Origin of the sequence: Paenibacillus sp. cl123, assembly GCF_900101595.1 — a bacterium.
In the GTDB taxonomy this organism is placed as follows: domain Bacteria; phylum Bacillota; class Bacilli; order Paenibacillales; family NBRC-103111; genus Paenibacillus_G.
Genome location: NZ_FMYY01000003.1, coordinates 430,709 through 455,911, shown reverse-complemented (window position 1 = coordinate 455,911; position 25,203 = coordinate 430,709). Strand labels below are relative to the sequence as shown.

Annotated in this window: 20 protein-coding genes, 3 tRNA genes and 1 riboswitch; of the genes, 3 read left to right on the top strand and 20 right to left on the bottom strand. The window is 54.8% G+C overall.

Annotated features, from left to right (window positions below):
- Positions 1 to 60 precede the first annotated feature (60 nt).
- Positions 61 to 146 (bottom strand) — tRNA-Leu (locus BLR08_RS08690).
- Between the two features lie 204 nt (positions 147 to 350).
- Here BLR08_RS08690 and BLR08_RS08685 point away from each other — a divergent pair.
- Positions 351 to 584, top strand: a complete 234-nt coding sequence (locus tag BLR08_RS08685) for an alpha/beta-type small acid-soluble spore protein (protein WP_072328780.1) — start codon at positions 351 to 353, stop codon at positions 582 to 584.
- Positions 585 to 725: 141 nt separating this feature from the next.
- Here the strand turns inward: BLR08_RS08685 and BLR08_RS08680 are convergent, their stop codons facing one another.
- On the bottom strand, positions 726 to 953 hold the full coding sequence (locus tag BLR08_RS08680) for a hypothetical protein (RefSeq protein WP_072328779.1): 228 nt from the start codon (positions 951 to 953) through the stop codon (positions 726 to 728).
- A gap of 241 nt (positions 954 to 1,194) precedes the next feature.
- Positions 1,195 to 1,278: riboswitch (cyclic di-GMP riboswitch) on the top strand.
- Positions 1,279 to 1,335: 57 nt separating this feature from the next.
- On the opposite strand from BLR08_RS08680, the gene BLR08_RS31065 reads away from it, so the two are divergent.
- Complete coding sequence (locus BLR08_RS31065; RefSeq protein WP_176835459.1) at positions 1,336 to 1,503, top strand: hypothetical protein; 168 nt, start codon at positions 1,336 to 1,338, stop codon at positions 1,501 to 1,503.
- Positions 1,504 to 1,725: 222 nt separating this feature from the next.
- Here the strand turns inward: BLR08_RS31065 and BLR08_RS08675 are convergent.
- From BLR08_RS08675 to BLR08_RS08665, 4 genes are all read right to left on the bottom strand, one after another.
- Positions 1,726 to 1,799, bottom strand: a tRNA-Ile gene (locus tag BLR08_RS08675).
- Positions 1,800 to 1,810: 11 nt separating this feature from the next.
- Positions 1,811 to 1,884 (bottom strand) — tRNA-Met (locus BLR08_RS08670).
- A 78-nt stretch (positions 1,885 to 1,962) separates the two neighbouring features.
- Positions 1,963 to 2,127: a hypothetical protein gene (locus tag BLR08_RS31060; RefSeq protein ID WP_176835458.1), complete on the bottom strand. Its 165-nt coding sequence runs from the start codon at positions 2,125 to 2,127 to the stop codon at positions 1,963 to 1,965.
- 123 nt (positions 2,128 to 2,250) lie between these two features.
- Positions 2,251 to 2,814, bottom strand: a complete 564-nt coding sequence (locus tag BLR08_RS08665) for a phosphatidylglycerophosphatase A family protein (RefSeq protein ID WP_072328778.1) — start codon at positions 2,812 to 2,814, stop codon at positions 2,251 to 2,253.
- A gap of 181 nt (positions 2,815 to 2,995) precedes the next feature.
- On the opposite strand from BLR08_RS08665, the gene BLR08_RS08660 reads away from it, so the two are divergent.
- Entirely contained in the window at positions 2,996 to 4,027 is a 1,032-nt protein-coding gene (locus BLR08_RS08660) for a phosphatidylinositol-specific phospholipase C/glycerophosphodiester phosphodiesterase family protein (protein WP_072328777.1), read from the top strand.
- A gap of 117 nt (positions 4,028 to 4,144) precedes the next feature.
- Here BLR08_RS08660 and BLR08_RS08655 read toward each other — a convergent pair whose 3' ends face one another.
- From BLR08_RS08655 to BLR08_RS08590, 14 genes are all read right to left on the bottom strand, one after another.
- Complete coding sequence (locus tag BLR08_RS08655; RefSeq protein ID WP_072328776.1) at positions 4,145 to 5,866, bottom strand: hypothetical protein; 1,722 nt, start codon at positions 5,864 to 5,866, stop codon at positions 4,145 to 4,147.
- A 30-nt stretch (positions 5,867 to 5,896) separates the two neighbouring features.
- On the bottom strand, positions 5,897 to 7,150 hold the full coding sequence (locus BLR08_RS08650) for an efflux RND transporter periplasmic adaptor subunit (protein ID WP_072328775.1): 1,254 nt from the start codon (positions 7,148 to 7,150) through the stop codon (positions 5,897 to 5,899).
- Between the two features lie 48 nt (positions 7,151 to 7,198).
- Positions 7,199 to 10,306, bottom strand: a complete 3,108-nt coding sequence (locus BLR08_RS08645) for an efflux RND transporter permease subunit (protein ID WP_072328774.1) — start codon at positions 10,304 to 10,306, stop codon at positions 7,199 to 7,201.
- A gap of 132 nt (positions 10,307 to 10,438) precedes the next feature.
- On the bottom strand, positions 10,439 to 10,972 hold the full coding sequence (locus tag BLR08_RS08640) for a GbsR/MarR family transcriptional regulator (protein ID WP_072328773.1): 534 nt from the start codon (positions 10,970 to 10,972) through the stop codon (positions 10,439 to 10,441).
- A gap of 185 nt (positions 10,973 to 11,157) precedes the next feature.
- A complete protein-coding gene (locus tag BLR08_RS08635) occupies positions 11,158 to 13,377 on the bottom strand; it encodes a hypothetical protein (protein WP_256257447.1) in 2,220 nt (739 codons plus the stop codon).
- A gap of 58 nt (positions 13,378 to 13,435) precedes the next feature.
- Positions 13,436 to 14,923 (bottom strand): ABC transporter substrate-binding protein, encoded by a 1,488-nt coding sequence (locus BLR08_RS08630; protein WP_072328772.1) that lies wholly within the window; start codon positions 14,921 to 14,923, stop codon positions 13,436 to 13,438.
- On the bottom strand, positions 14,920 to 15,858 hold the full coding sequence (locus tag BLR08_RS08625; protein ID WP_083536775.1) for an ABC transporter ATP-binding protein: 939 nt from the start codon (positions 15,856 to 15,858) through the stop codon (positions 14,920 to 14,922). The genes BLR08_RS08630 and BLR08_RS08625 overlap by 4 nt, the downstream gene beginning before the upstream one ends.
- 7 nt (positions 15,859 to 15,865) lie before the next feature.
- A complete protein-coding gene (locus tag BLR08_RS08620; protein WP_072328771.1) occupies positions 15,866 to 18,811 on the bottom strand; it encodes an ABC transporter permease in 2,946 nt (981 codons plus the stop codon).
- Positions 18,811 to 19,875 (bottom strand): efflux RND transporter periplasmic adaptor subunit, encoded by a 1,065-nt coding sequence (locus BLR08_RS08615; protein ID WP_256257446.1) that lies wholly within the window; start codon positions 19,873 to 19,875, stop codon positions 18,811 to 18,813. Before BLR08_RS08615 ends, BLR08_RS08620 begins: the two co-directional genes overlap by 1 nt.
- Entirely contained in the window at positions 19,868 to 20,707 is an 840-nt protein-coding gene (locus BLR08_RS08610) for an ABC transporter ATP-binding protein (RefSeq protein ID WP_072328769.1), read from the bottom strand. Before BLR08_RS08610 ends, BLR08_RS08615 begins: the two co-directional genes overlap by 8 nt.
- A gap of 173 nt (positions 20,708 to 20,880) precedes the next feature.
- On the bottom strand, positions 20,881 to 21,558 hold the full coding sequence (locus tag BLR08_RS08605) for a DnaD domain-containing protein (protein WP_072328768.1): 678 nt from the start codon (positions 21,556 to 21,558) through the stop codon (positions 20,881 to 20,883).
- Between the two features lie 77 nt (positions 21,559 to 21,635).
- On the bottom strand, positions 21,636 to 22,934 hold the full coding sequence (gene asnS, locus BLR08_RS08600; RefSeq protein WP_072328767.1) for an asparagine--tRNA ligase: 1,299 nt from the start codon (positions 22,932 to 22,934) through the stop codon (positions 21,636 to 21,638).
- A 79-nt stretch (positions 22,935 to 23,013) separates the two neighbouring features.
- A complete protein-coding gene (locus BLR08_RS08595; RefSeq protein WP_072328766.1) occupies positions 23,014 to 24,228 on the bottom strand; it encodes an acetate kinase in 1,215 nt (404 codons plus the stop codon).
- Entirely contained in the window at positions 24,225 to 25,097 is an 873-nt protein-coding gene (locus tag BLR08_RS08590) for a 3-hydroxyacyl-CoA dehydrogenase family protein (protein WP_072328765.1), read from the bottom strand. The genes BLR08_RS08595 and BLR08_RS08590 overlap by 4 nt, the downstream gene beginning before the upstream one ends.
- Positions 25,098 to 25,203: the final 106 nt, after the last annotated feature.

Genomic DNA, 25,203 nt, shown 5'->3' with positions numbered 1-25,203 from the left:
CCCAGGGCTTGTTTAGTGCTTGGGATAAAAACTGATTATACAAGTACGTAGAGCTGGTAATGCCGAAGACCGGGGTCGAACCGGTACGGTGGTCACCCACCGCAGGATTTTAAGTCCTGTGCGTCTGCCTATTCCGCCACTCCGGCGCATTTTATTACAATCAAACCGACTTTGCTTATTATATCCTGTCCTCTTCGGAAAAATCAAGATGTTCCTAGCGCATATTCTGAATAAGCCGCGCCGGAAAAAATGTTTGGCATAGGCTGCATAAGATGCCGAAACGCCGGGGAACATATCCCTACATTGGCTCAGACATGCCAATGAAGATAAATCCAGGAGGGATTTCAGGTATGGCTACAGGACAAAGTCGTTCCAACAATCAACTGGTGGTACAGCAAGCAGCGGCAGCACTCGCACAACTCAAATACGAAGTCGCGCAAGAGCTGGGTATTCAAGTTCCTCAAGACGGCTACTACGGCTATATGGCCACTCGCGACACAGGCGCTATCGGGGGCCATATTACACGCAGACTGGTGCAAATCGCAGAACAACAACTGTCCGGACAATTCGCCGGCAAGCGTTAATGCATTCGGAAGATACCCGAGGCCAAGCTTTCCTTCGAACCTGAGCGTGGTTAATGTAAGCTTGACACCTACCCCCGTCTGTTGGCGCAGACGGGGTTTTTGCACCCGTGGAATGGCGCGTAAGCGCAGCTGTTCGAGAACTTATCCCTCATCCGTATGCCGGCTCTCCTCCGCGAAAACAACGGAGCCGCTCATCCAGAAATAACTAGATTCTGCTTGCTGCAACAAGCGCTCCCCCTCATGGTCGTAATCTCCCTCTGATTTCTGGCCAGCTGGCCTATGTAAGGAGTCCGCAGCCACTTCTTCCCGGGCCGCTTGCATCGATTTTAAATATTCAAATGCTTCATCAAAGTTGGCGAAATGATCCATTGCTAATCCTCCAATTGCGTTGTTACACATTCTTACCCGCAATGGATACCGCCCAATCAATCAGTCAGGATGCTCGTCGGCATGCCCGCACATGCTTCAAGCTTCGATGGATAGCATAGCCCTATGCCGCTTCCTTTATTCGCGGGAGCGCCGAAAAAGACAAATGAGCCTCCCTCTTCCACCAACACAATTCCAACAACGTGTGAAAACAAACAGAAATAAGTCTTCTCATTTGTTATGATGAACTTAGGTAAGCAATGAATTCGGATCTGTATGTGGGCACTTGGATTCGAAGGAGCTAGTAGTGCAACCGGACCACCTTTCTTTGGCGAAGGGTGGTATTTTTATTTTCGACAAATCACATCAGACAGGAGGCACCAAAGTGAAACAAGCACTTGATTGTGATCTTATTATTCTTCAGTTGGGTATATCGACTGAGCTGTATGGGGAGTGGAAAATGAACAGGTTAAATCAAGAGAAGGCTTCTCGTCCCCGGGACGATGCTGAGGCCGATGCAGAGTCTCCGCCGCCCTCTGAGGATGAAGAGTGAAATTCGCCGGCAGAGCAACACGCTTTTAAACGGCTTTTACACGGCTTTTACACAAAAAAATAATTACGTTCGTAAGCCCCCGAGGATTTATACATAAGAATAGCTCCGATCCGGACTTTCTTTACTCTTAAAAAGCGTTTATGGGCAGTCTTGCATGGAAGCTCTCTCTACTCATCCGTACAAATTATGAAAAACCCTTGCTCAGCAAGGGTTTCTTCGCTATGGGCCCTGAGGGACTCGAACCCCCGACCAATCGGTTATGAGCCGACCGCTCTAACCAACTGAGCTAAGGGCCCTGACAAGCTTATTGCGGGGGCAGGATTTGAACCTGCGGCCTTCGGGTTATGAGCCCGACGAGCTACCGGGCTGCTCCACCCCGCGACAGTGCCAAATTGCTTCGGCAAACAGCGACAGAAATAAATATACACTAACCCTGCTCGGATAGTCAAGCAATAATTTTTACACAATATACCGGACGCCGAACCTTCCCTTCGTTGACTTAAACACCTCGACCTCACTGGGGCATTCATAGCCGTAAATCCACCAGTCCTCCTCCATGCGTTTAGCCAAACAACCCGCCTGGAATTTGCTTTCATACAGCTTAACCCAATAAATCCATTTCATATTAATCGCACCTCGCTATAACAATGTAAGGATAAGGTCACGATCATTAGTGTAACCAGAAGAAAGCCCCCTTATTTCACAGGGAGCTTCCGAACTTATAATAGGGAGTTGCCCAAGATAAGGTTACCCCGCATTTTCTTCAGGCACGTCCAATGCAGGCACGAACGGCACTACCGTATCGTCGTTTTCCTGTTGGTCCCGCTGATGGTGAGCGATCCGGCTGGAAGCGGAAGCGGCGATGCTTGCCACCAGATCATCCAGGAAGGTATGGATGCCGCGGCCGTTTTTCGTATCCAGCTGGCGGATAATACCGATTTTTTGTTTGTCCAGATGTCCAAATGTCGTGACGGCAATGCTGCCATAGCCAAATACGGAGCCAAGCGCAAGCGTCTCGTCGCAACCGAACAGTCCTTCATCTCCAGCAATGATCGATTGAATCGGCTCCGAGAGCATGCCTTTCTCTGCGAGCATGTCGAGCTCGATGCCGACGAGCAGGGCGTGCTGCAGCTCCCGCTTCTGCAGAACCGCATGGACGGCGTTTATGCAAGCCTCCATGGTCAGATCGGCGTTATACGGACCTTGCATCTCCCGGACGATCCAGGCAATATCCTCGATGGCTACGCCGCGCTCCTGGAGCTTCTGGTAGACGGCGGCTCGTATTTCCTGACTGTGAACTTGTCTTGTCATTGGTAACGCCCCTTTATTAGGAAATGATGTTATTATACCATGCTATGCCACCGCTTGTACGGTGGTGAATCTCATAATTCGACAAGCCTAGAGATCATGAAGGCCCATTTTTGCCCGAGCCTGTTACATTTTCTTGCGGCCTGTTTAAACATACAACAAACAGCATGAAGGAGGGAACCTGATGTCAGCTTATAAATACGGGGTAAAGGCATTGGGTTGCAGCCTGCTAGCCTTGGGCATTTTGCTGGGAAGCTCATCGCCGCCCGCCTATGCGCAGGATACTTGGACCCGCCATACCCATATCGCCCACGGTATGGGTCAGATCGATGGAGTAAACACCGCCAACGCCGGAGAAGCATTTGTTCTTAATTACGACAAAGGCTTCCGCGTTTTTGAGGCGGATCTTATACTGACTACGGACGGACATCTGGTTGCCAGACATGACTGGTCCGATTATTTGTCGCGCATGCTGCAGCAGACTGTAGCTTCCGAACAAACCGTTAATGCGCCCATGAGCCTGGCGCAGTTCAAGGAACGAAACATATTGGGCGCCTACCGGCCTCTGGAAGTCTCGGAGCTGTTAAACCTGCTGGTTGCTTACCCGGATGCCTATCTGGTCACGGACACCAAGGAAACCGACCCTCAAATTGTAGATAAGCAATTCCGGCTGCTTGTGGAGGCGGCTAAAGCGATAGATCCAGCCCTGCTGGAGCGGATCATTCCCGAGCTGTACACCCCAGAGATGATCAGGCAGGTGCGCGATATATACCCTTTCCCTTCCTACCTCTTCTCTCTTTACTTGTCGTCGTTAAGCCACGAGGAAGTATTGGAAGAAGTCCGGACGCTGGGCATTCAGGCTGTGGCCATGCCCTTGGAGCGGGTGGACGCTAATTGGATGAGACAGCTGAAGGCAGAAGGAGCCGTTGTTTATACGCATACGCTGAATGACCCTTTAGAATGGGCGCGGCTCCAGAAAATGGGCGTACATGGCGTTTATACCGATGAGCTTCTGCCTTCCAGCCGCAGAACCGCTGTCTCTTTCCCGGGCGAAGACGGTCTTACGGAAACCCGAACCGTTATGACGGCCGCTCCAGCCCCACTGCAGCCGGCCGCCGAATTTGCGCCGCTGCCAAGCTCCGAGCCTGGTGATTCGAGAATATCCTGGTTTCTGGAACGCATGAAGCTTTGGCTTGGCCCTGGCAGTTCCGCCTGATTGGCCGGGAGCCGGGGCATCGGCATCTCATTCGCACCTGCAGCAAAGCCGCCCTTGGGGGCGGCTTTGTTTCATTTGCATTATCCGGATATGAATAGATAAGGACCACTACTGCTTTTACTGATTGTATTCAACGAGCAGGCGCTTCGCATCTCCCGTCGGCGTCGAGAACGTTTCATAGATGCGTACCTTGTGATGAACGTCCAGTATATCGGATGCTCCGCGGAGCGAAATCACGTTATCTCCATTTACCAGACGGCTTGTGCCGAAGAGAGTTGCATTGCCTGTACCTACCAGTCGGTCGTAGGAGTCGTACAGCTCCACCAGCAGAGACGGGAAGGAAGCGTCCAACTGCACCTGCTCGTCGCGGGTAATGGCCAGGTCCAGCTTCAGCCGGTATACATATTGATAATTCGTTGTAGCGCCGTAATCGGAGTTCAACGTCCAGTTGTTGACCTTAACCGTGAACGGATACAAGCTCCACTCATCCTTCTTCGCTTCCTGCAAGCCGGTCGATACGGCCGCGATTGTCGATTTGTAAGGCGCCGCCGTGACCGCATCCTGTACCTTCAGCACCAAACCGTCGCCCTTCTCCGATACCGGCAAGGTGAACGAATAGCTGACGGTCAGCGAGGAGTTAGGCAGCACAGTGGCCGTCTGGACCGCTTGACGGCTTCCTGCATACTCATAGCCGTCTTTGCTTACGAGATCTGCCTGGAACGTCGGTACAGCTATCGGCTTTGACGATTTGTTCGTCAGCTTGAACTTGGCCGTAACGTTTTTATTTCCATCTTCCGTATTCTCATGCATATTGTATTCGACGATGGATACGGCCAGATCCGGGTTGATCAGCTGGCTTCTCTCATCGAATACGATAGGAGCTCCCAGCTTGTAGGCTGCAAAGCTGGTTCCCGGCGCTTCGCCTGGAAGCAGGATGTTCAAACGGCCTACTTTGTAGCTGGTAACGTTCACGCCTGCGGCTCCGGCTTCCGCAAAAGTTTCCGGCGTCAGCAGGTTCAGGCTCTGCAAGACCGTGTCCTGGTCCGTAGGGATTGCGTAATGGATATACTTTTCCGTTTTACCTTCCAGCACGACCGTGTCCTTCTCCACCCGGGAGCCGCCGAATACCTTGCCGCCTCCTTTGCCGTCGATGTCGAAGGCAGGCACATTCTCTCGCTTGTCCGTCGGGTTGTAGGCAAGCAATTGCACGACATATACCGTTCCGCTCGCGGTCGATTCTTTATTGATCGCTACCGGCGTGTACTGGACGGGAGAAACGAGTCCGGGAATTTTAAAGGACTCGGACCATTTCTTTACCGCCGTCGGGTCCGTAATCGCCGAATCGCTGCCCTTCCAGGCTTCTCCTTGGATCGGAACGCCGAGAATCGGCGTTTCTTTCTTCGGATACACATAATAGTCCACATCGGTCCAGTTAACCTGGGTCAGCGTAATCTCATCCGTACGATCGATTTCGGCCAAATAGCTGAGCTCGGTAGTAGCCTTCGGCTGAAGAGACTTCGCATTGGACGCGCTTGGCTTCAGCGTATATTCGACGCCTTCGCTCGTCTGGAGGCGCACCTCATACTCGGGTACCCGAGTAATTGCAGTTCCGTTATTTTTCATCCGAACGGTTACCCCAAGGCGTGTGCCTGAATCAATGCGCTCATTCAAGGCGCCTTTAATTTCAACATCCAGCAGATCGGTTAGCTTATAAGAAACGGAAGCGGGAGTGCTCGCCTCCGCTACGACGCCTTCCGCCGCGTAGGCGGTAAGCCCGGAGCCGAGCAGAGAAACGGAGATGGCTACAGTTGCTACAGTCTTGATCAGTTTGTTGTTCACTTGTTTTCCTCCTGTCGAGTCCGCTCTGACTTACTTGGCGAGCTGTACTTTTTCTTTGTCTTTGAGTTGGTTTTGGCCCGATACGATAAGCTGCTCGCCTTCCTTCACGCCGGAGAGCACCTCCTGGACCGTTTCGTTCAGACGTCCGAGCTGAACCTTGCGTTTTTCGGCCGTGTCGCCCACCAGCACAAACACATACGTATCTCCGCCTTCGCGGACTACACTGAGCGTCGGCACGGTTACGACGATTTGATCCGGCTCTTCGGTCAGCTGAATTTGGGCCTTCATGCCGGGCTTCAGCTTCCGGTCAGGGTTCGGCACTTCAAGCTCCAGCGCGTAGGATTTAGTCTGGGCGCCAACGACGTCCGCCAGATAACTCACTTTGGCCATGGTTTTATCCGTGGTGCCCGGAACGTAGAACGTCAGCTCCGACTTGCCGCGGATCAGGGCTGCCGATTCCTCCGTCAGCTCTGCTTTAATTTTAACAGGATCGAGCTGCTGAACGGTAGCCGCCGGACTTCCCGGATTGAGCGTCATCCCGACCTCGACCGGCAAATCGGTCAGTACGCCGCTGACTGTTGCTTTCACGTCGGTGTAGCCGAGACTGCGGTCCAGCTCGCGCAAGGAGACATTGGACATCTGCAGCTGCTGCTCCAATTGCGAAAGCGCGTTGGTGCTGTTCAAGGTCTGCAGCTTGCGCTTCGAGCCATCCAGATCGAGCCTTAAGCTGTTCAGCTGCGTTTCCGTCTGCTCCAGCTGAATTTTCGTCACGAGACCAAGATCATAGTCGTTGCGCAGCTTGCTGTAGTTTTTCTCCGCATCGGCCAGCGCGGCTTCCAGCTTCGCAATGCCGCTCTGCAGATCCTGCTTGGAATCGTCCAGCTCCTTACGCGCCTTATCCATCTGGTCCTTGGCTCCGTCAATCGAAATTTGCGCCTTCTCCCTCTGAATCTTCATGTCAGTGGGGTCGATCCGGAACAAGACTTCGCCCTTCTCGACATAATCTCCCCGCTTCTTAACGATCTCCAGCACATCGCCCGTAACTTTCGAGACGATATTCATCTGGACGGAGGCCGTGACATCGGCCACCTGCTCAAGCGGTTCGCCTATCTTCTTCTTCTCCACCGGCGCTGTCTTGACCGTCTTCACTTGCGATTCGGCCGTGGCGGCCGCCGGCTGCTGGGCAGGCTGCGCCGAGCAGCCGGCGATCAGCGCCGTACTGATAACGACGGCGCTCATCACCTTGGAGCTTGACTTCAATCGGTTCTTTTTAGTCGGATTCATGGATCGATTCTCCTTTTCCCTATATCTGTCTATATCCCTGATTACGGGTTAGTGGGTAGCCGACGTGACATTGGCGTCGGCGGCCGCTTTTTCTTTCTTGCGGAACAGGCGCCCAACGCGGCGCTTGAATCCTTCGATCAGATCATAGGCGACCGGTACGACAACAAGCGTGAGCAGCGTGGAGGTCGTCAAACCCCCGATAACGACAACCGCGAGACCCTTGGAGATAAGCGCTCCTTTGGAGAAGCCCAGAGCGAGCGGCATCAGAGCAATAATCGTCGCGCCGGCCGTCATAATAATCGGACGGAGACGGGTCATGCCCGCTTCGATCAATGCCTCTCTGACCGGAAGTCCCTCTTCGCGAAGCTGCTGTACGCGGTCGATCAGAACGATGGCGTTGGTCACGACGACCCCGATTAGCATCAGGAACCCGATGAGCGATGTAATGTTCAGCGACTCGTTCGTAACCAACAATGCGATAAGTCCTCCGATGGCCGCCAGCGGCAGCGAGAACAGGATGGCGAATGGCGCACTGCCGTTGCCGAAAGCGAGTACCATGATCAGATAAACGATGAAGACAGAAGCCAGCATAGCCACAAACATCTGCTGGAAGCTTTCTTGAATATCGTCGGTTACGCCCTTAACTTCCGTTCTGACGCCCGGCGGCAGCTCAATCTTGTTTAACTCCTGGGTAACCTTGGCGCTGATTCCGCCTTTGTCGGCGGAATCGATCTTCGCTGTAACGCGAAGGAACTGAGTCTGCTGATCCCGGGTAATTGCCGCCGGCGCTTCGATCTGATTGACCTTGGCGACTTCATTCAAGGCAACTTTAGTGCCGGATGGCGTCATAATGGTGAACCGTCCGATTTTATCGACCGAGTTTTTGAAGCTGGGATCAACCATAACCTTCGTCTCGAATGTGGCGTTGTCAAACTTCAGATCGCCGATATTTTCCTCGGCTAGCCAGATATGTACGCCTTCCATAATTTGGGCGGAGGACAACCCGTATAGTCTTGCCTTATTTTGGTCAACGCTGATCTCGACTTCCATCTTGGATTCGCTCAAGCTATCCTTGATATCGACCAGCTCAGGGAATTCCTTCATTTTTTCTTTGACCTGCTTCGCTCCTTCTTGCAGATACAGCATATCATCGCCCTTCAGCATGTAACTGAAGTCCGTGCCGCCGCCAGTGCCAGCCATGCTGAGTACAGCTCCATCGGCTTCCGAACCGGCCGGCAGCAGATTCCCTATACGCGTCTTGAAATCCTGCGCCACAGCCTTGGCATCCGACGCCGCCGAAGCCACCGCGAAGAAAGAGGTCCGGTAAGGCACTCGGTCGCTGCCCATGTTATAGCCGATCGACGATTCCACATAATCGAAGGTCGGCTGTCCCGCCGGGTCCTTGGATTCGAACATCATCGCTTCGATTTCTTTGACTTTCTCATTCATCGTCTCGATCGTTGTTTCGCGGGGCATTTTGATCGAGAACTGCATCATTTTATCGGAATCGCTTTCCGGCATGAAGCTTTGAGCCAGGAAAGGCACGGTTCCTCCAACGGAGACAACCAGCAGCACCATCGAGATGACAACGGTCAGAATCCGGTGATTCAGCGACCATAACAAAGCTTTCTTATAACCGATGGACACCTTGCCGACGGCCGCTTCATCATGGGCCTTGATATTTTTACTGCGCAGCACCAGCAACTTGGCCAGCATCGGAATAACGGTCACGGCGACAAGCAGCGAGGACAACAGCGCCACGCTCAGCGTGATCGCGAACGGGCGGAACACTTCTCCCATTACGCCGCTTACGAAGGCGATCGGTGCGAATACGCCGACCGTCGTAATCGTGGAGGATGTGATTGCCGAAGCAACTTGGGCCGTCGCCATCTTGATAACCGACTCATTGCGCTCCTGCGCCTTCTGCAGCTGGCTGTAAATATTTTCGATAACGACGATACTGTCGTCGACGACGCGTCCGATCGCAATCGCCATCCCGCCGAGCGTCATAATGTTCAGCGATATTCCGAGCGGCGCCATAACCATCAAGGTAATGAGCATGGAGAGCGGGATTGAGACTAAAACGATGATCGTCATCCGAACATTTCTTAAAAAGAGCAAAATCATAATGGATGCGAGCAAAGCGCCCAGAATACCTTCCTTCAGCATGCCGTTGATCGATTCCTTGATATCTTTGGCGCTGTTGTAAATGCCCTGGAAGGTAATGTTTGGATATTGCTGCTTCCAGCCTTCCATCAGCTTGTCGGCTTCATTGCCGAATTCCACCGCGTTTGCATTTTTCGTCTTGTACAGACGCACGCCGATCGCCGGTTGGCCGTTCAACCGGGAGATGAAGGTAGATTCCGTGATAGCTTCGACCTTCGCGATATCCTTGAGCAGCACCGTCGTGCCGGATGGCGTTCCGACCTTCATGTTCTCAAGGCTGTATATCGTATTGAGATCGCTCTTGACCCTGACCATCTGCTCATTGCCGTTAAAGTCGACCGTTCCCGCGGGACTTGTGGCAAGCGCAGCACGTATGCTTTGCGACACTTGAGATGGCGTTAACCCATAGTTGTTGATCGCATTGCCGTTCAGCTTCATCGTCAGCACAGACTCCTGGTTGCCGATCGAATCGATATGATCGATGCCTTTCATCGCGTTAAAGCCAGGCTCGATCACGTCTTTGTACAGCTTGTCGAGCTCCTGCTGCCCCATCCCGTTCTGGGCGTACAGCGACAGGTAGTAGACCGGCTCGGATGCAAATCCGAACGTTGTCACCTTAGGCTTATCCGAGCCGGACGGAAGCCTGACGTTGGAGATCAAACTCTCAACATCACGCTTGGCGTCATCGGTATTGACCGACTGCTCCAGCTCCAGCACGATCTGGGAGAAGTTATCGCTGGAGCTGGATGAAAGATTTTTGAGTCCCTCCAGACTCGCTACCGCCTTCTCCAGCGGCTTCGTTACTCCATCCAGCACGTCCTTGGGAGGCGCCGTATACTGCGTATTGATGAGTACAACGGGGAATGAAATGTCCGGCATGCTCTCAACCTTCAATGTCGTAGATGCGAATGCGCCACCGCCGAACAAGAGAAGAACGATGATGATAACTGCCGTGATGTTTTTCATAGAAAAATTCGTTAATTGATTCATCTCTCTACTCCTCCATTAGAATTGCTGACAACTTAGACGCAGCCCATTCGTGGAACCCTTCAATCTAAAAAAAGAAAAGCTCCTCCGCTTCAAAAACGGATAAAATGCTCCGGCTGAATCTATTGTCATTCTCTACATCTTGCCATCCTGCTCCTCGTACAGCTTCTGCCTAACAGCTAGCCACTCCTCCTCGAGTCCCTCCAGCTTAGAAGAGAGAAGACCGTACATCGCAACAGATTCCGTAAACCGTCTTTTGGCCGCCAGGTAAGCATCCCGATCTTCCGGAGCGATATCCGTCAGCGCATTCATAGCGCATAAGGTTGACTCCACCTGCTGGGTTAGCAGATCCATCTTCTGCTTGGTAGAGCGCAGAGCGATCGCATTGACATCATCCGCGATGTAGTAGTAGTCCTTCCGGTCGCTGCTTGCCGTAACCTTTTGGCACATCGAATTGCGCTCCAGCGTGCGCACCTGAACACTTACCGCAGCTTTGGAGACGCCGAGCTGTTCAGCCATAGACTGAAGACTCACGGGCTCCGATGCGAATAAAAGCAGCCCAAAAATTCGTCCAACCAGCGGGCTGAAGCCTTCCATCTCGAAGGACTGGGACATCGCATGGCTGACCGTACGCTTCAATTCTGTAAAAGATAGCGGTGTCGGGTTCATCTTGCTCTCCTCAAGTTATGTATGTTTAGATCGTTAAGAAAGATGTTAACGATACTAACGTAATATTGGGAAACGTTTTCTGTCAACAAGTTTTTCCAATGAAACAAAAAACCGTCCCTGCCCAATTGTTACGCATTTGGACAGAAACGGTTTCGTTAAACCTCAATTTTTATAATTAAATTTCATTAGTCCGTCGTCTCGAACCAAGTAATTTTCTGGGAAGCCAGCAGCTTCTTCTGGCCGTTGAATATTTCGTATACTTTCAAGTCGTAATCCTTCAGATAGCTGACCATGAAAATAAATTCCCGGTTATTTTTAGACAGCTTGAACTTCTCTTTCTTGCCCAGCTTAAGCTGTCCTTCCGTATTTTGCAGCGGGTCTGTGCCGTTCTCCGTGTTCTGCTCCTCGAACTTGGCCAAGTCCATATCCCAAGAAAACTTCGCCTTGTCCTCGCGGTCTTCGATCGCAATGCTCAGCTTGCGGCCTTCCAGGTTCGTCTCGCCCGTCAGGGTTTTGGTCAGCTCATAGTCAAAATAAAGCTGAATGCCCGTTTCGTCGCCTCGCGTATGAATCTTGCTCATGGACAGCTTGTACGGCCCCACCTCGATATCCTTCGCTTTCGTCTTCACTTCTTTGTTTTCGTCTGGCAGCCAGAAAGAGACGGCATTGACGTAGGCGTCAGGCGCATCCTTGCCTTCGCTCAGCTTATCCTGAGTAATCGCGTCTCCGATCAGCAGCTGAAGACCATCCGCATCGAAGCCTTTGGGCACCTGGGTAGTCAAAAACAGCAGCGCCGAGCCTCCTGGAATGATTCTGTTCTTGATCTCCGGATTAGCTGCAGGCAGTACGCTTCCGTCAGCGGCCTTGAAGTACGTAACCAGCTTCGGCACGGCATTGGACCGTTTCTCAGCGTTCACGGCCTCGAGCTGAACGGCGATCGTGTCGGAGGTGTCGCCTGTATAAGTGGTCACATTACGCACCTTGTAGGACGCGCTCCGGCCAACGCTCGTGACTTTATAGGTCTCTCCGACATTGTTCAGAGGAATGCTCATCAGCTCCGAGCTGTGCACGAATTCGAGCAGATCCTCGTTCGTTCCGGCATCGGTGCCGCTTCCGCCTGTCCCCGAACCCGTACCCGAGCCGCTGTCGGCCGCTTTTTCCTGCAGCACAAGCTTGGCCTTGGCAAATTCATACGTGTAAGGGACCTTGCCCACGAACTGGTACTGCAGCTTCCCGCCGGCTGCCAGTCCGATGACTTTGTCTGTGCGTATGAGCTTCGCTTCTACCTTGATGTTGTTGTCGAGCATGAAGTAGCCCGTCAGATTAGGCAGCGGAAGAGACTCCGTCCCCTTATTGCCGAGCGTCAGCGTAGCCGCGAGAATATCCTGATCCTCCCAAGGCGTGCGCTGCACGGAATTTAACTCGGCGGTATAGGAGCCGTCCTTATTCGTAAAATCATAGGTTTGCCCTGTGCCCACGCTGTCCGGCTCGGACACCGGCGGTAAGGAGAAGAAGGCGACCGGCAGATTAAGCTTCAGCTCCGTCGAATTTTGCACGATAACAAGCTGCCAGCCTTCCACTTTCAGCGAGATAGGCACGGAGCCGGTCAGCTCGATATTTTTATCCGTCTGCGGATTGATCGTCAGCTCCTTCGTCCCCTTGGGATTCAGCGGGTACATATAGCCCTCTGCCGTACGAATCATGTACTGATAGGTTGGTACCGCGACGCTTCGGCTGCCCGTATTTTTCATGTTCAGCTTGATCGTCGGCGTATAATTTTTTTCGTTTTTGCCTACGTATACTTTCTCCACACTAGTGCTGACGGGATTGCCGTTCATGGAGATGGTCTGGGCGCTGCCGGCTTCCGTAATGATGCTGTACGCCTCCGGAACAGGAATGGAGCCGACCGTCCGCTCGAAGTTCGCCTGGCTGAAGTCCCATTTGATAATATCGAAAATAAGATCGTTCAGCTCCGTCGATTCGTTCACGGAAGCATAGAAGCCGATGTCCTGGCTGGACTTCGGGGTGATCCGGTTTTTCTCCTTATCCTGCGGAAGCACCTTCACGGTAATCTGATTGCCGGACTTCGTGCGCAGCCGCACCCAGTAATCGATGAACTGCAGGTCGCTCGTTCCATTGTTATGCACGGTCAGCGTGAAGGTAACGGTTTTGCTGCCCTCCTCGGGCATCATATACAAGTTTTTCAATTCAACATTGCCGGTAGACGTGATGGCTACCTGGCCAATTGCTGGAGCCGTGCCTGTCGACAGTACGGCAGCGCTGGAAGCGCCGTTACCGCCACCAGCGCCGTCCGCCGCATAAGCGGGGAAGGCGCTGCCAAGCGCGATCGTTGAGGCAAGGAGCCAGAGACTGGCTCGCTGGACTTTTTTACGTCTCATGTTCATCGTAGCTGGTATCCTCCTCTAGTCTTGGTGAGCTGTCTGCTTGCCTTGGCCGGTCAGATTATCCGGTCGGCATTGCAGCAGCCGGCGGCATGATGTCAATCGGCCCATTCGGGTTATCCTTGATCTTCTGCAGCATCTGATTGCCCTCGGTTTCCCATTGCTTGAGCGCATCCCGCACCGTCATCTTGCCCTGAGCCGCTTCGGAGAACAATCTGGCTCCGATGTTGTTGATCTGGTATAGATTCTGGCTTTGGCGATACAGCTTATATTCGGCAGGCATCGGCGCCGGCATCAAGGTCGTGAAGGCGTTCATGTTGAAGTCCATGCCGTCTTTTTTCTTAATGTACTTCTGGCGGGAGACGATATTATAATTGCTGCTTGATTTCAGCTTAGCCCAGTCCTCGCCGTTGATGAATTGGATGTACTTCCAGGCTTCCTCCGCGTTTTGAGCGTTGGCGTTAATCCCCATCACGCTTTCCATGCCGATATTGGCCCCGATATCCGGCGCCTCCTGATGCACCGGCAGAGTGACCACATCCCATTCGAATGGCGTGAAGCCCTTGATGTTCTGAGCGTTCTTCATCGCATTATGGATGCGGTCCAAATCTCCGTAATGGGTGATAGCCATCGCTGTGCGGCCGGACATGAAGTCATCATGCTGGAACGGATTGTAATCCTCCGGACCCTGTGGCTGCATCTTGCTCATATCCAGCTGTTCAGGCAGCAGCTTCTCCGTCTTCAGCTGAATCATCGCCTTCCAGACATTCTCCCATTGGTCGCTGTTGACCGTCATTTTCTCCGCCTTGTCGTCGAACATGCTTAGCTGCAGCGGAGTGACATACGGCTGCATCGCGTAATAAATGTCTCCGCCCATATTATAAGTAGAGAAAGAGAAGCCGTATTTGCGGTCCGCCCCTTCGCCCTTGGACAGGCGGCGTGCCAGGTCAAACATATCCGGCCAGGTCATTTTGTCGGTCGGGTAAGGGACTCCCGCCTCGTCAAACATTTTTTTATTGTAAATGACAGCCGATGAGCTGAACGTTGGGGAAAGCCCGTAAATTTTGCCGTCTCCCGCTTTCTTGATCCCTTCCAGGACGGCCGGAACAAAATCGGTTGTGTCGAATTTATCCTTCGTAATAAGCGGGTCGAGCTGGGTCAGCAAATTTTCGCCGACGAGATCGGGCAGCTGCTCGTAGCCGAACATGACGATGTCAGGCGGATTGTCGCCCTTCATCAGTTCCTTCAGCTTCTCGGCAGGATCCTGAGGCTTCTCGTTCGGGTCTTGGCGGCCGTACCCGTACATATATCTGTCATCCATCGTCGGGATGATTTCGATCTTTACATTTTTATTGGCGAACTCATACAGCTCGGTGAACCGCTGACGGAAATATTCATCATCAGGACCCGCATACATCGTCGTTGCGATTCGCAGCACCTTCTCCGTCTTGTCGTCGCTATTGCTTCCTTTGGTGCAGGCCTGAAGCAGCGGCACCATCAGTCCGACGCTGAGCGTCACCAGCATCGTGCGTTTAATCCGTTTATTCATTTTGTTCGCCCCTCCGATTCCGATTCGCTGATCGCATTCTCTTCTGCTTGCTCGTCTGTCTGCCCATCCAGAGATTTAGGTGTTTTGATAATGATCTGCTCTCCGTCAAACTCCATTGACGCTTTGCCGTCAATGCCGAGCGACTTCAGATAGGCGGCCGGTATTTGCAGCCTGCCTACGCGATCTAGCACGACGTATTCCTCGTGCACGCCTCCGAGCGACGCTGCGGCTTCCGCCTCCGACTGATCCAGATTCGGATTGCGCTTGATAAACTCGGTGCTGGTCATTCCGTCGCGGATGGCTACTACCCGGTCCACCTTCCCCGCCAGCGTCATATCATGGGTGACGATGACGATCGTCACGCCGAGCTCCTTGTTCAGCCGCCGGAAAATGTCCATAATCATATCCGACGTCTTCGTATCGACCGAGCCGGTCGGTTCGTCCGCCAGCAGCAGCGAAGGCCGATTGGCCAGCGAGATCGCGATAGCGACGCGCTGCTGCTCTCCCCCTGAGAGCTGCTGCAGCTTGTTGTGAACCCGGTCCTTCAGCCCGACCCATTCGAGCAGCTGCCGGGCGTAGGCCCTGTCATAAGCGCCGCTCAGCATCATGGGCATCTCGACGTTCTCCAGCGCCGTCAAATACGGAATCAGGTTGCGCGCATTGTTCTGCCATATGAATCCGACCGTATGACGCTTGTACTTGACAAGCTCCTCGTCGGAAATTTTCAGCAGATTCCATTCGCCCACCCGCACCTGACCGGCCGAAGGGCGGTCAAGACCGCCCAAAATATTAAGCAGCGTTGACTTCCCGCTGCCGCTGTTCCCGATGATCGCCATCATCTCGCCGGGAGCGACTTCGATGTTGAGGCCCTGCAGCGCGACGACCTCCAGGTCGTCGGTCTTATAGATTTTGACGAGTCCTTCACAATAAATCACTGCAGCATCACTTCTCCTCTCCGAGCTTCACGGCCTGATGCACACGCAGGCGCCGGATGTGCAAGAACAGCAGGCTTGCGCCGGTCAGCATCATCACGGCGACGACGATATACAGCTGGCTCGTATCCCGAGAGTCGAAGATCACGCGGAATGGCGGCACCTGGGTCTTCACATTTTCCGCCGTCTGCAGGAAAGGCAGGAAGAGATAGCTCGTGAGCTTGCCGATCCCAAAGCCGAGCGCAATCGCCAGCCCTGCCGTAAATATTTGCTCCAGCAGCAGCATTCCGGTCAACTGGCGGCGCGATAAGCCCATCGCGCGCAGCACGCCGAACTGGACGACCCGGCTCGACAGATTGAAAAACCAGTACAGCACATAACCGATCAACGATACGAAGGCCGAGACCAGAAAGCCAAGGCTCAGGATGCCGAACACGCCGCCACGGGCAGGATGCTTTTTCTGTATGATCAGTTCGTTGCGCACATCCTTCACGGTGGCGATATCGACGTTTTTCGCGCGCAAGGCTTCCAGCATAGGCGCGACCTTGGCTCCGTCCTTCATTTTCAGCCAAACATCATAAGGCGTTATCGGCGCTTGATCGTAGATGTATTCCAGATTCGCGATGAAAAACGGTATCTCATCCGGATACTGGCTCGGCCAGTACGGCACGGTCGCGACGACTACGAATTCGACCGGCTGGCCGGATACCGTAATATTCATCAGGTCGCCCGCCTTGATGTTATGCTTCTCAGCGAGCTTCGTCGGAATAATGACAGCCTGCTCCAATTGTCCGAGCACATTCAAGTAGTTATTCTGATGAACCTTGAGCAAATCCTTCCGGAACCAGCCGACTTCGGCAAAATCGATGTTGTCGATCCCCATCAGCATTCCCTGGCCGATCGACTTGCCCGAAACGACGGCATTGCTCTTCAGGGTCATTACCCTGGCTGCATGCTCGACGCCTTCAAGCTCGCGGAACAGCTCGAACGGCGGTTCGATATACCGCAGCTTCGGCGGAGGCTGATTGCCTCCTCCCGGCTGCCCTCCGCCTCCGGGGTTTTGACCTCCTCCTTGGCCGCCTTGACCCTGGCCTCCTTGCCCTTGGCCGCCTTGACCCTGGCCTCCCTGACCTTGGCCGCCTTGGCCCTGGCCTTGACCGCCGCCCTGCGAGGAGTTGTTCTGAGGCAGCTCATCGGACACGGCAACCCAGTCGGCGCGCATAATAACGTCCGTTCCATAAGCATACAGCGTCCGTTCCGTCGAATTGAGATCGATCGTCCGGGCGGCCGATGCGTTATAAATCCCGAGACCAAGCGTCAGAATCAGCAAAATCATCAGCGGATAATAGGCGGTTGACGAACGGCTGAGCTGGGTCAGCGTCAAGTATACCGGCACCGGCAGCATACGCTTGCCGAGCCAGTTGCCGATGCGCAGCAGCCATGGAAACAGCCGAAGGAAAAACAGGCCTAGAGCGATAATCGACAACGCCGGGATGAAGAACAGCAGCGGATGCACCTGCAGCTGATCCGTCGTCATGCCCGTCTGGCTGAATAAATCCTGGCGCTGTCCGAACAAGTAGTAGCCGTATCCGACCAGCCCGAGCAGCGCCACATCCAGGAACCACTTCTGCCAGAACGGCTTGCGGTCCGATCTGGCCAGCTTCTGCTTGTAGCTGACGATGGAAGCCCGCGCGAAGACGATAGCCGGGATGACGCTCGCCAGAATGGCGATCACGACAGCCGCCGCTCCGTAAAGCATCGCTTCCGTCGACACCCCGACAGGCACGGCTTTGCGGTCCACGAAGGTCAGAAATCCGCTGGACGAGCCGATGCTTTTGGCCATAAACCAGCCGAGCATCGGTCCAAGCACCAGCGCTGCGCCGCCCAGCAGCAGCCCCTCGAGCAGATAAATCCAGATGATCTGCCCCGTGCTGCCGCCGCGGCTTCGAATGACGGCGATGACGGTGCGCTGCCGGTCCAGCGACTGCCTGGCATTCATCACGATGTAGTAAAACACCATCGCGATCATCGGAGCGGCCAGCGTGAACAGCATGATCTGCAGCTGCACGCTCTGTACCTTGAATTCCTGCAGCAGCGGGATAAAGGAAATATCCACGCGCGTGTTTTTAAGCAGCTGGAATAAGGTCATCCCGAGCCGGTCCAGCTTTTTCTCCAGGCCGGAGAGCTGACTCGTCTGAATCTCGCGCAGATCGAACGCATAATACCAATTGCCCAGGTTGAGCGGAATTTTTTTGTTCGTCAACAGGTAGTCTTGAAATCCGGCTTCGCTCATGAAAGCCGAGGTAAGCAGTCCTTCGAGGCCCTGGTACCAGTAAGGATTGCTGTCATCGAGCGGCTTGTAGGCTCCGACGATCTTGATCTTGATCGGCGCGATGCCAAGTCCGCCTGAGATCGGATAATTAAACGTATCGCCGATCCGCATATCCCCCCGGTACAGCCCCTCCTCGAACATGACGACCTCAATCGTCCCGTCTTGGGGCTGCTCCGAGAACCAGGAGCCTTGCGTCAGCTCCACACGCTCCTTTAGCCCAGACTGGGCCATAAGCGTCAGCTGACGCCGCTTGGCGGCATCCACCTTGGTCGGGTCCACGGGAGAAATCTGCGAGCCGCGTATGGAATAGGTGCGAACATAGGCCTCATGAGGAAATGTAATCTCCTTAGGCAGCTCGGTCTGTATATAGGCGTCAACCGCCTTCAGATCGTTCAGATCCGCCCGGTCGCTGCCGCTGGCCTGATAGCGGATCATGACGGAGCCGGCCGGCAGCCCGTCGCTTTTCTCCTCCAGCGTCTTGCCGACGACCCGCTTGAGCGCGCCGTCCGAGTACATCGGGATGCTCGTGGTGAAAGCGACTGCCATGATCAAGCCGACGAGCGTGCTGAGCGTCAGCCATCGGGTATTCCACATTTTGCGGAATAGAAAACGAAGCATAGGCATTAGCGTCCCACTACTTTCTGTCCGGGCGTCAGACCCTTCACGATCTCAACTTCGGTTGAGGTTTGCTGGCCGAGCTCCACGTCCACTTCACGCTTGCTTCCGTCCGCTTCCACCACCTGCACGTAATTGCGCCCGGAGTACGAACGCAGAGCGGCGAGCGGGATCAGCACGGCGTTCTCCTTCCGGTTCGTAATGACAGTTACGCTAAGCGGTCTGCCGCGGTCGATGCCTTCGGGGAGCGACTCCAGCTTGACGATCATATACTTGTCGATGGAGTCAGGCTGCCTCTGCCCTTCTCCGGGGAATCCGCCGCCGCTGCCCGAATCCTCCGACTTAGGGCTCGGCATCTGCTGAACGGTTCCCTTATGCTGGCCGAGAGCGTTGATATCGACGACCACCTCCATCCCGACGGCCACCTTCTTCAGATCGTCGGCGCTCAGCGTCGCGGCTACCGTCAGCTGCGACAGATCCGCGATCGTCGCGATCGCGTCGTAAGCCTTGACCGAATCGCCTTTCTTCATATATAAGGAGACGATGGTCCCCGAGAAAGGCGCGGTCAGCTTCGCCTTGGCGATCGTGCTTTCCATCTTGTTCAGCTTCTCGCGCTCCAGCTCGAAGGTGATCTTGGCCTGCTCGATCTCCTCGGCGCTTTTGCCGTCGGCATTGCGCAGCGTCTCGATCATGGCCAGCTCATCCTTGCGCGTCTGCAGCCGCTTCTGCTTGAGCTCGCTCTCCAGCTCGGTGACATCCAGCTCGGCGATCAGCTGTCCCTGCTCCACGCGGTCGCCGGTTTTCACCGCAATTTGCTTGATTCTGCGGCTTGTTTCGTCGGTGAAGTACAAGTCTTCTTCCACCGTCGACATCATCTTCCCCGACCCCCTGGCCGTCGATTCGAGCGTTCCCGTCTTCACGGTGTACTCCGGCTTCTTGGACAGCTTCGGAGCCTGGATCACGGGGATCGCTTCTTCCTCTTCTTCCTTGGGCAGCACCGAGCAGCCGGACGCGACGGCCAGCGACAGCGACAGGCAGACGAACGCCGCCGGCCTGGCCGCTTTTCTAACCATTGATAAATTTACCATCCACCATTTCGAAAACACGGTCGGCTACCTCCATTATTGTCGGATCATGCGTGGTCATACAGATCGTCATGCGCTCCGTCTCGATGATGTCGCGGAATACGCCCATCACTTGAGCGCCCATCTGCGAATCCAGCTCGGCGGTCGGTTCGTCGGCGAGCAGCAGGCTTGGCTTATGGGCGATAGCCTTGGCGATGGCCACGCGCTGCTGCTCGCCGCCCGACAGCTCGAAGGGCCGGTGATGCATCCGCTTGGCCAGACCTACGAGCTCGAGGCAGTGGGCAACTCTTGGTTTCCATTGGGATCTCGGGATGCCCGCCATCCGCATGGACAGCTCGACGTTCTCCCAGGCCGACAATAGAGGCATTAAAGCGAAAGATTGAAAAATAAATCCGATTTCTTTCCTGCGTATGTACGTCCTCTCATCATCGCCGCATTGATGAAACAAATGCTCCTTGAACCGGATCTCGCCCTTGCTCGGCTGATCCAGACCGCCGATCAAATTGAGCAAAGTCGTCTTGCCTGAGCCTGACCGGCCCTTCAGCATCGCGAGCTGCGTCGGATACAGCGATAGATCAATGCCCTTGAGCACGTGAAGCTGCTGCCCTCCGACCGGAAACGATCTCTCCACGCCAGTCACGGTCAGCAAAGGAACGCTCGTATCGATCTGCGGCCGCGGCCGCGACATCTCAGGGAGCACGGCCTCCGAAGCGGACGCCGCCTCGGAGGCATAACGATCCTCGGGCGCGGACTCCTGCTTTGGCCCTGCGAGCGGCGCGTCTTCAGCATGCTCTTTTTGTTTGCGCAGCCAACGGATCATGCCCACCCTCCTTCACTTCATTCGACATATTGCGCTATGTAGACACACTCTGTTAGACGATAAAGCCGGCCAAAAGGTTACACCTGTATTGGAAAAATTAATAATGGCTTCCAGTCCGGCGAGCAGCACGGCAAACAGGCATCCATCCCGAAGAACGAATGCCTGCGCTTCTGCTACCTGCTTCTGAATTTCTGGGAATGCTCCTTCGCCTGCTCAACCGTCGTGATCCGGTGGCGCTGCCACTCCAGCAGGATGCGCTCGATGTAGCGGAAATGCACCTTGCCGGCAAATACCGCTTCCTTCAGTCCGGCCAAAATCAGCGCCTCGGGATAACCGTCCTTATCCAGCCAGCCGGCGATCGATTCCAGCTCCATCGGAGTGAGCGGACGGCCGAATTCACGCTCGAAGATCGAAAATATATCCTTCCGCTCGCCGCGCGAAGCGGCGGCCAGCCGCTTGCTCGCCCGCTCCTCCAGCCACTCCTCGGCACGGACAGCGGCCAGCCGTTCCAGCAGCGGCGTCCAGTTATAGGCTTCGCTGTGAACGCCGGTCGACGAATCCCGCGTCTCGTCGATCAGCAGCAGGCCATCGGCCAGAAGCCTCTGGACGATGGCGATAACCTTGTCCAGCGGAAGCGTCATCCGCTCCTGCAGCTCCTCCAGCGTCGGAAACTCCTTCCGCTCCTTCTGCTTGAAGGCCATCACATGGATGATGAGCATGACCTCCGGCTCCGACAGCCGCAGCCGCGGATAATACCGGAGCAGCCAATATGGAATCTCGGCTTGTCCGTCGGATAAGCCGCCGAGCAGCATCGCCGACAGCTCGTCCCGCTCGCGTTCATTCTTTTTCAAGCTCCCGTCCCCTTCCTGTATACTTTCGCCCTCGCGCGCGATAACATGCATGATGCGCCTATCAGCCAGCGCAAGGTTTAGGGGTACAAGCGATACAGAAGCCGCGGGAAAGGAATCGTCTCGCGCACATGATCAAGTCCGCATATCCAGGCTACCGTTCTCTCCAAACCAAGGCCAAAGCCCGAGTGAGGCACGGAGCCGTATTGCCGCAGGTCCAAATACCATTGATAGGCTTCCTTGGACAGCTCATGCTGCCGGAATCTTTCCTCCATCAGCTCAGGATCGTCGATGCGCTGACTTCCCCCGATTATTTCGCCGTAGCCTTCCGGAGCGATCATATCCGCGCACAACACGACTTCAGGACGATTCGGGTCCGGCTTCATGTAGAACGCCTTGATCTCAGTCGGATAATGCGTGATGAAAACCGGCTTGTCATAGCTCTGGGCGATGGCCGTTTCATGCGGAGCGCCGAAGTCCTCGCCCCATTCAAACGCATGACCGTTATCCTTCAGGAACTGCACGGCCTCATCATACGTTATACGCGGGAACGGAGCCTGAATCCGCTCCAGCTTGGTTATATCCCGCTCCAGCGTCTCCAGTTCCTTGCGGCAATGGGCGATGACAGACTGCACCACATGCGAGACGAATTGCTCCTGAATCTCCAGGCTTTGCTCATGGGTGACAAAGGCCATCTCCGGCTCGATCATCCAGAACTCGATCAGATGCCGGCGGGTTTTCGATTTCTCCGCCCGGAAGGTAGGGCCGAAGGAATACACGCGCCCGAGCGCCATCGCGGCCGCTTCCATATAGAGCTGCCCGCTTTGCGTCAGGAAGGCGTCCTCGTCGAAATATTTCGTATGGAACAGATTGGTCGTCCCTTCGCAGGAGGAGGGGGTCAAGATCGGCGGATCGACCAGATGGAACCCTCGCTCGTCGAAGAATTGCTGCACCGCCCGTATAATTTGCGCCCGCACGACAAGAATCGCCCGCTGCCGCGGCGTCCGAATCCACAAATGTCGGTGATCCATCAAATAATCGACGCCATGCTCCTTCGGCGTGATCGGATAATCGGTTGCGACCTGGATCAGCTCAATAGCTGTCACGCTCAGCTCGTAGCCGCCCTTGCTCCGCGTATCCTCGCGGATGACGCCGGTTACGTACAGCGAGCTCTCCTGCGTAAGCTTCCCCGCATCCTCCCAAACCTGCTCGGCCACCTCGCTCTTCACGACAACGCCCTGGATATATCCCGAGCCATCCCGCAGCTGCAGAAATCGGATTTTCCCGCTGGAGCGCATATTGTGCAGCCAGCATCCGATCGTAACGGACTCGTCCACATGCCGCTGCGCCTCACGGATCATTACCAAATTACGGCTCATTGTCAGCTTACCTCCCAGCTTGATTTGTATATGGACTGAAGGAACGCCGACGAACGGATGTTCGACCGGCGTTCACTTATTATTCTACAGAATTGCGATTCAAAAGCAACTGGTACGTATCGCGGGCGATGACCAGCTCCTCATTGGTGGGGATGACCAGGGCCTGCACCCGCGATTCAGGCGTTGTGATAGCCCTGTCCTCGGAGGAGCGGCGAGCATTCGCTTCCTCGTCGAGACGAAGACCGAGATAAGTCAGATTGCGGCAGACGGCTGCGCGCAAAGGAGCCGAGTTCTCGCCGACGCCCGCGGTGAAGACGATGGCGTCGATGCCGTTCATGGCCGCGGCGTAAGCGCCGATGCATTTACGCAGCCGGTATTCGTACATGTCGAAGGCGAGCGTCGCGTTTTTGTCCCCCTGCTCCATCGCCTGCGTGATCTCGCGCATATCGCTGCCGATACCCGAGATAGCCATCAGGCCGCTATGCTTATTCAGCATCGAATTGACTTCGGAAAGCGTCAGCTCTTCCTTGATCATCGCAAAGGGTACGATGGCCGGATCGATGTCGCCGCTGCGGGTTCCCATCATCAGCCCTTCAAGCGGCGTCATGCCCATGCTCGTATCGACCGACTTGCCGTGCAGCACTGCAGCGCAGCTCGCTCCGTTGCCGATATGGCAGGTGACCAGCTTCAGCTCGTCGATCGGACGGCCGAGATAGGCTGCCGCGCGTTCGCTCACATAATAATGAGAGGTGCCGTGAAAGCCGTAACGGCGGATCTGATGCTTCTTATAGAGCACCATCGGAATCGGGTATAAGTAGGCGGGGGCCGGCATCGTCTGATGGAACGCCGTGTCGAACACGACCGCTTGCGGGACACCGGGCATGTTGGCTTCAACCGCCTGAATGCCGAGCATGTGAGCCGGATTATGCAGGGGAGCCAGATCGAACAACCGCTTAATCTCCTGCTTGACCCGCTCATCGACCAGCACCGAGCTGGAGAAGGCTTCGCCTCCGTGCACGACCCGGTGACCGACTGCCTGAATCTCGCGGACCGACTCCAGCACGCCGAAATCCCGGTGAACCAGCATGTCCAATACGCGGCGTATGGCCGTCGTATGCTCCAGAATTTCGCGGACCTCGCGGATATCCTGCTTGCCTTCCGGCTCATAGGTCAAGATCGCCGATTCCATCCCGATCCGCTCAACCTTGCCCTTGGCCAGCACCGATTCATTCTCCATGCTGTACAGCTGGAACTTCAGCGAAGAGCTGCCGGCATTAATGACGAGTACGATCATATCCGATCACCATCCTTGTCGTAGCGAAAAAAGCCTTGTCCTGTCTTCGTCCCCAGATGCCCGGCCCGAACCATCTGCTTCAGCAGAAAAGAAGGGCGGTATTTCAGCTCGCCGAATTCGCGGAACATCCGCTCCATCGCCGCCAGCACGGCATCCAGACCGAACCGGTCGGCCATCTCCAGCGGACCATAGTGAAAATCGTAACCGATCCGCATCGCGCTGTCTATGTCCTCTGCGGACGCCACCCGTTCGGAGAGCGCATGCATCGCCTCATTGATCAGGATGCAGATCAGCCGGGTCGTGACAAACCCGGGAGATTCATACACCTGTATGCCCCGTTTCTGAATCGTATCCTCTACAAAACGCTTGGTCCGCTCGAATGTTTCTTCGCTGGTCTTGACCGCGCGTATAATTTCTACCAAATGAATTTTAGATACCGGATATAGGAAATGAAGCCCGATCACCCGCTCGGGCAGCTTCGTCTCAGCCGCCATCTCCGTCAAGCTGAGCGTTGACGTATTGCTGGCCAGCAGCACATGCGGAGGACAAAGCTCGTCCAGACGCGCGAACACCTGTTTTTTCAGTTCCAGATCCTCGGTCACGGATTCTATGACCATTTCGCATTCGGCCAGCCGGCTCCAGTCCGTAACCTTCTGAATTTTCGATAGGATCAGCTTCTTCTCGGGGACCGTAATCGCCCATTTCTCCAGCTGCTTATCCAGGCTGATTTCAATTTGCGCCCACGCTTGCTCCAACCGTTCGGGAGTTCGTTCGACAAGCAGAACATCCAAGCCTTTGGCCGCCAACATTTCGGCGATGCCTTGCCCCATCGTCCCCGCTCCAACGACACCGATTTTGGTGAATATCATAGTAGTCTCTCTCCCTTCCTGCACCATCCAGTGATATTATACACAAGACCGAGTAGTTTTCATAAAACAAATATCACAGCTCATAGGCCGAATCCGAACAAAATGT

Coding starts and splice junctions, on each gene's coding strand:
- BLR08_RS08630 (WP_072328772.1), bottom strand. CDS start 14,923: ATGAATAAACGGATTAAACGCACGATGCTGGTGACGCTCAGCGTCGGA.
- BLR08_RS08680 (WP_072328779.1), bottom strand. CDS start 953: ATGGATCATTTCGCCAACTTTGATGAAGCATTTGAATATTTAAAATCG.
- BLR08_RS08595 (WP_072328766.1), bottom strand. CDS start 24,228: ATGATCGTACTCGTCATTAATGCCGGCAGCTCTTCGCTGAAGTTCCAG.
- BLR08_RS31060 (WP_176835458.1), bottom strand. CDS start 2,127: ATGAAATGGATTTATTGGGTTAAGCTGTATGAAAGCAAATTCCAGGCG.
- BLR08_RS08665 (WP_072328778.1), bottom strand. CDS start 2,814: ATGACAAGACAAGTTCACAGTCAGGAAATACGAGCCGCCGTCTACCAG.
- BLR08_RS08650 (WP_072328775.1), bottom strand. CDS start 7,150: ATGAATCCGACTAAAAAGAACCGATTGAAGTCAAGCTCCAAGGTGATG.
- BLR08_RS08645 (WP_072328774.1), bottom strand. CDS start 10,306: ATGAATCAATTAACGAATTTTTCTATGAAAAACATCACGGCAGTTATC.
- BLR08_RS08615 (WP_256257446.1), bottom strand. CDS start 19,875: ATGGTTAGAAAAGCGGCCAGGCCGGCGGCGTTCGTCTGCCTGTCGCTG.
- BLR08_RS08685 (WP_072328780.1), top strand. CDS start 351: ATGGCTACAGGACAAAGTCGTTCCAACAATCAACTGGTGGTACAGCAA.
- BLR08_RS08640 (WP_072328773.1), bottom strand. CDS start 10,972: ATGAACCCGACACCGCTATCTTTTACAGAATTGAAGCGTACGGTCAGC.
- BLR08_RS08620 (WP_072328771.1), bottom strand. CDS start 18,811: ATGCCTATGCTTCGTTTTCTATTCCGCAAAATGTGGAATACCCGATGG.
- BLR08_RS08635 (WP_256257447.1), bottom strand. CDS start 13,377: ATGAACATGAGACGTAAAAAAGTCCAGCGAGCCAGTCTCTGGCTCCTT.
- BLR08_RS08610 (WP_072328769.1), bottom strand. CDS start 20,707: ATGATCCGTTGGCTGCGCAAACAAAAAGAGCATGCTGAAGACGCGCCG.
- BLR08_RS08660 (WP_072328777.1), top strand. CDS start 2,996: ATGTCAGCTTATAAATACGGGGTAAAGGCATTGGGTTGCAGCCTGCTA.
- asnS (WP_072328767.1), bottom strand. CDS start 22,934: ATGAGCCGTAATTTGGTAATGATCCGTGAGGCGCAGCGGCATGTGGAC.
- BLR08_RS08590 (WP_072328765.1), bottom strand. CDS start 25,097: ATGATATTCACCAAAATCGGTGTCGTTGGAGCGGGGACGATGGGGCAA.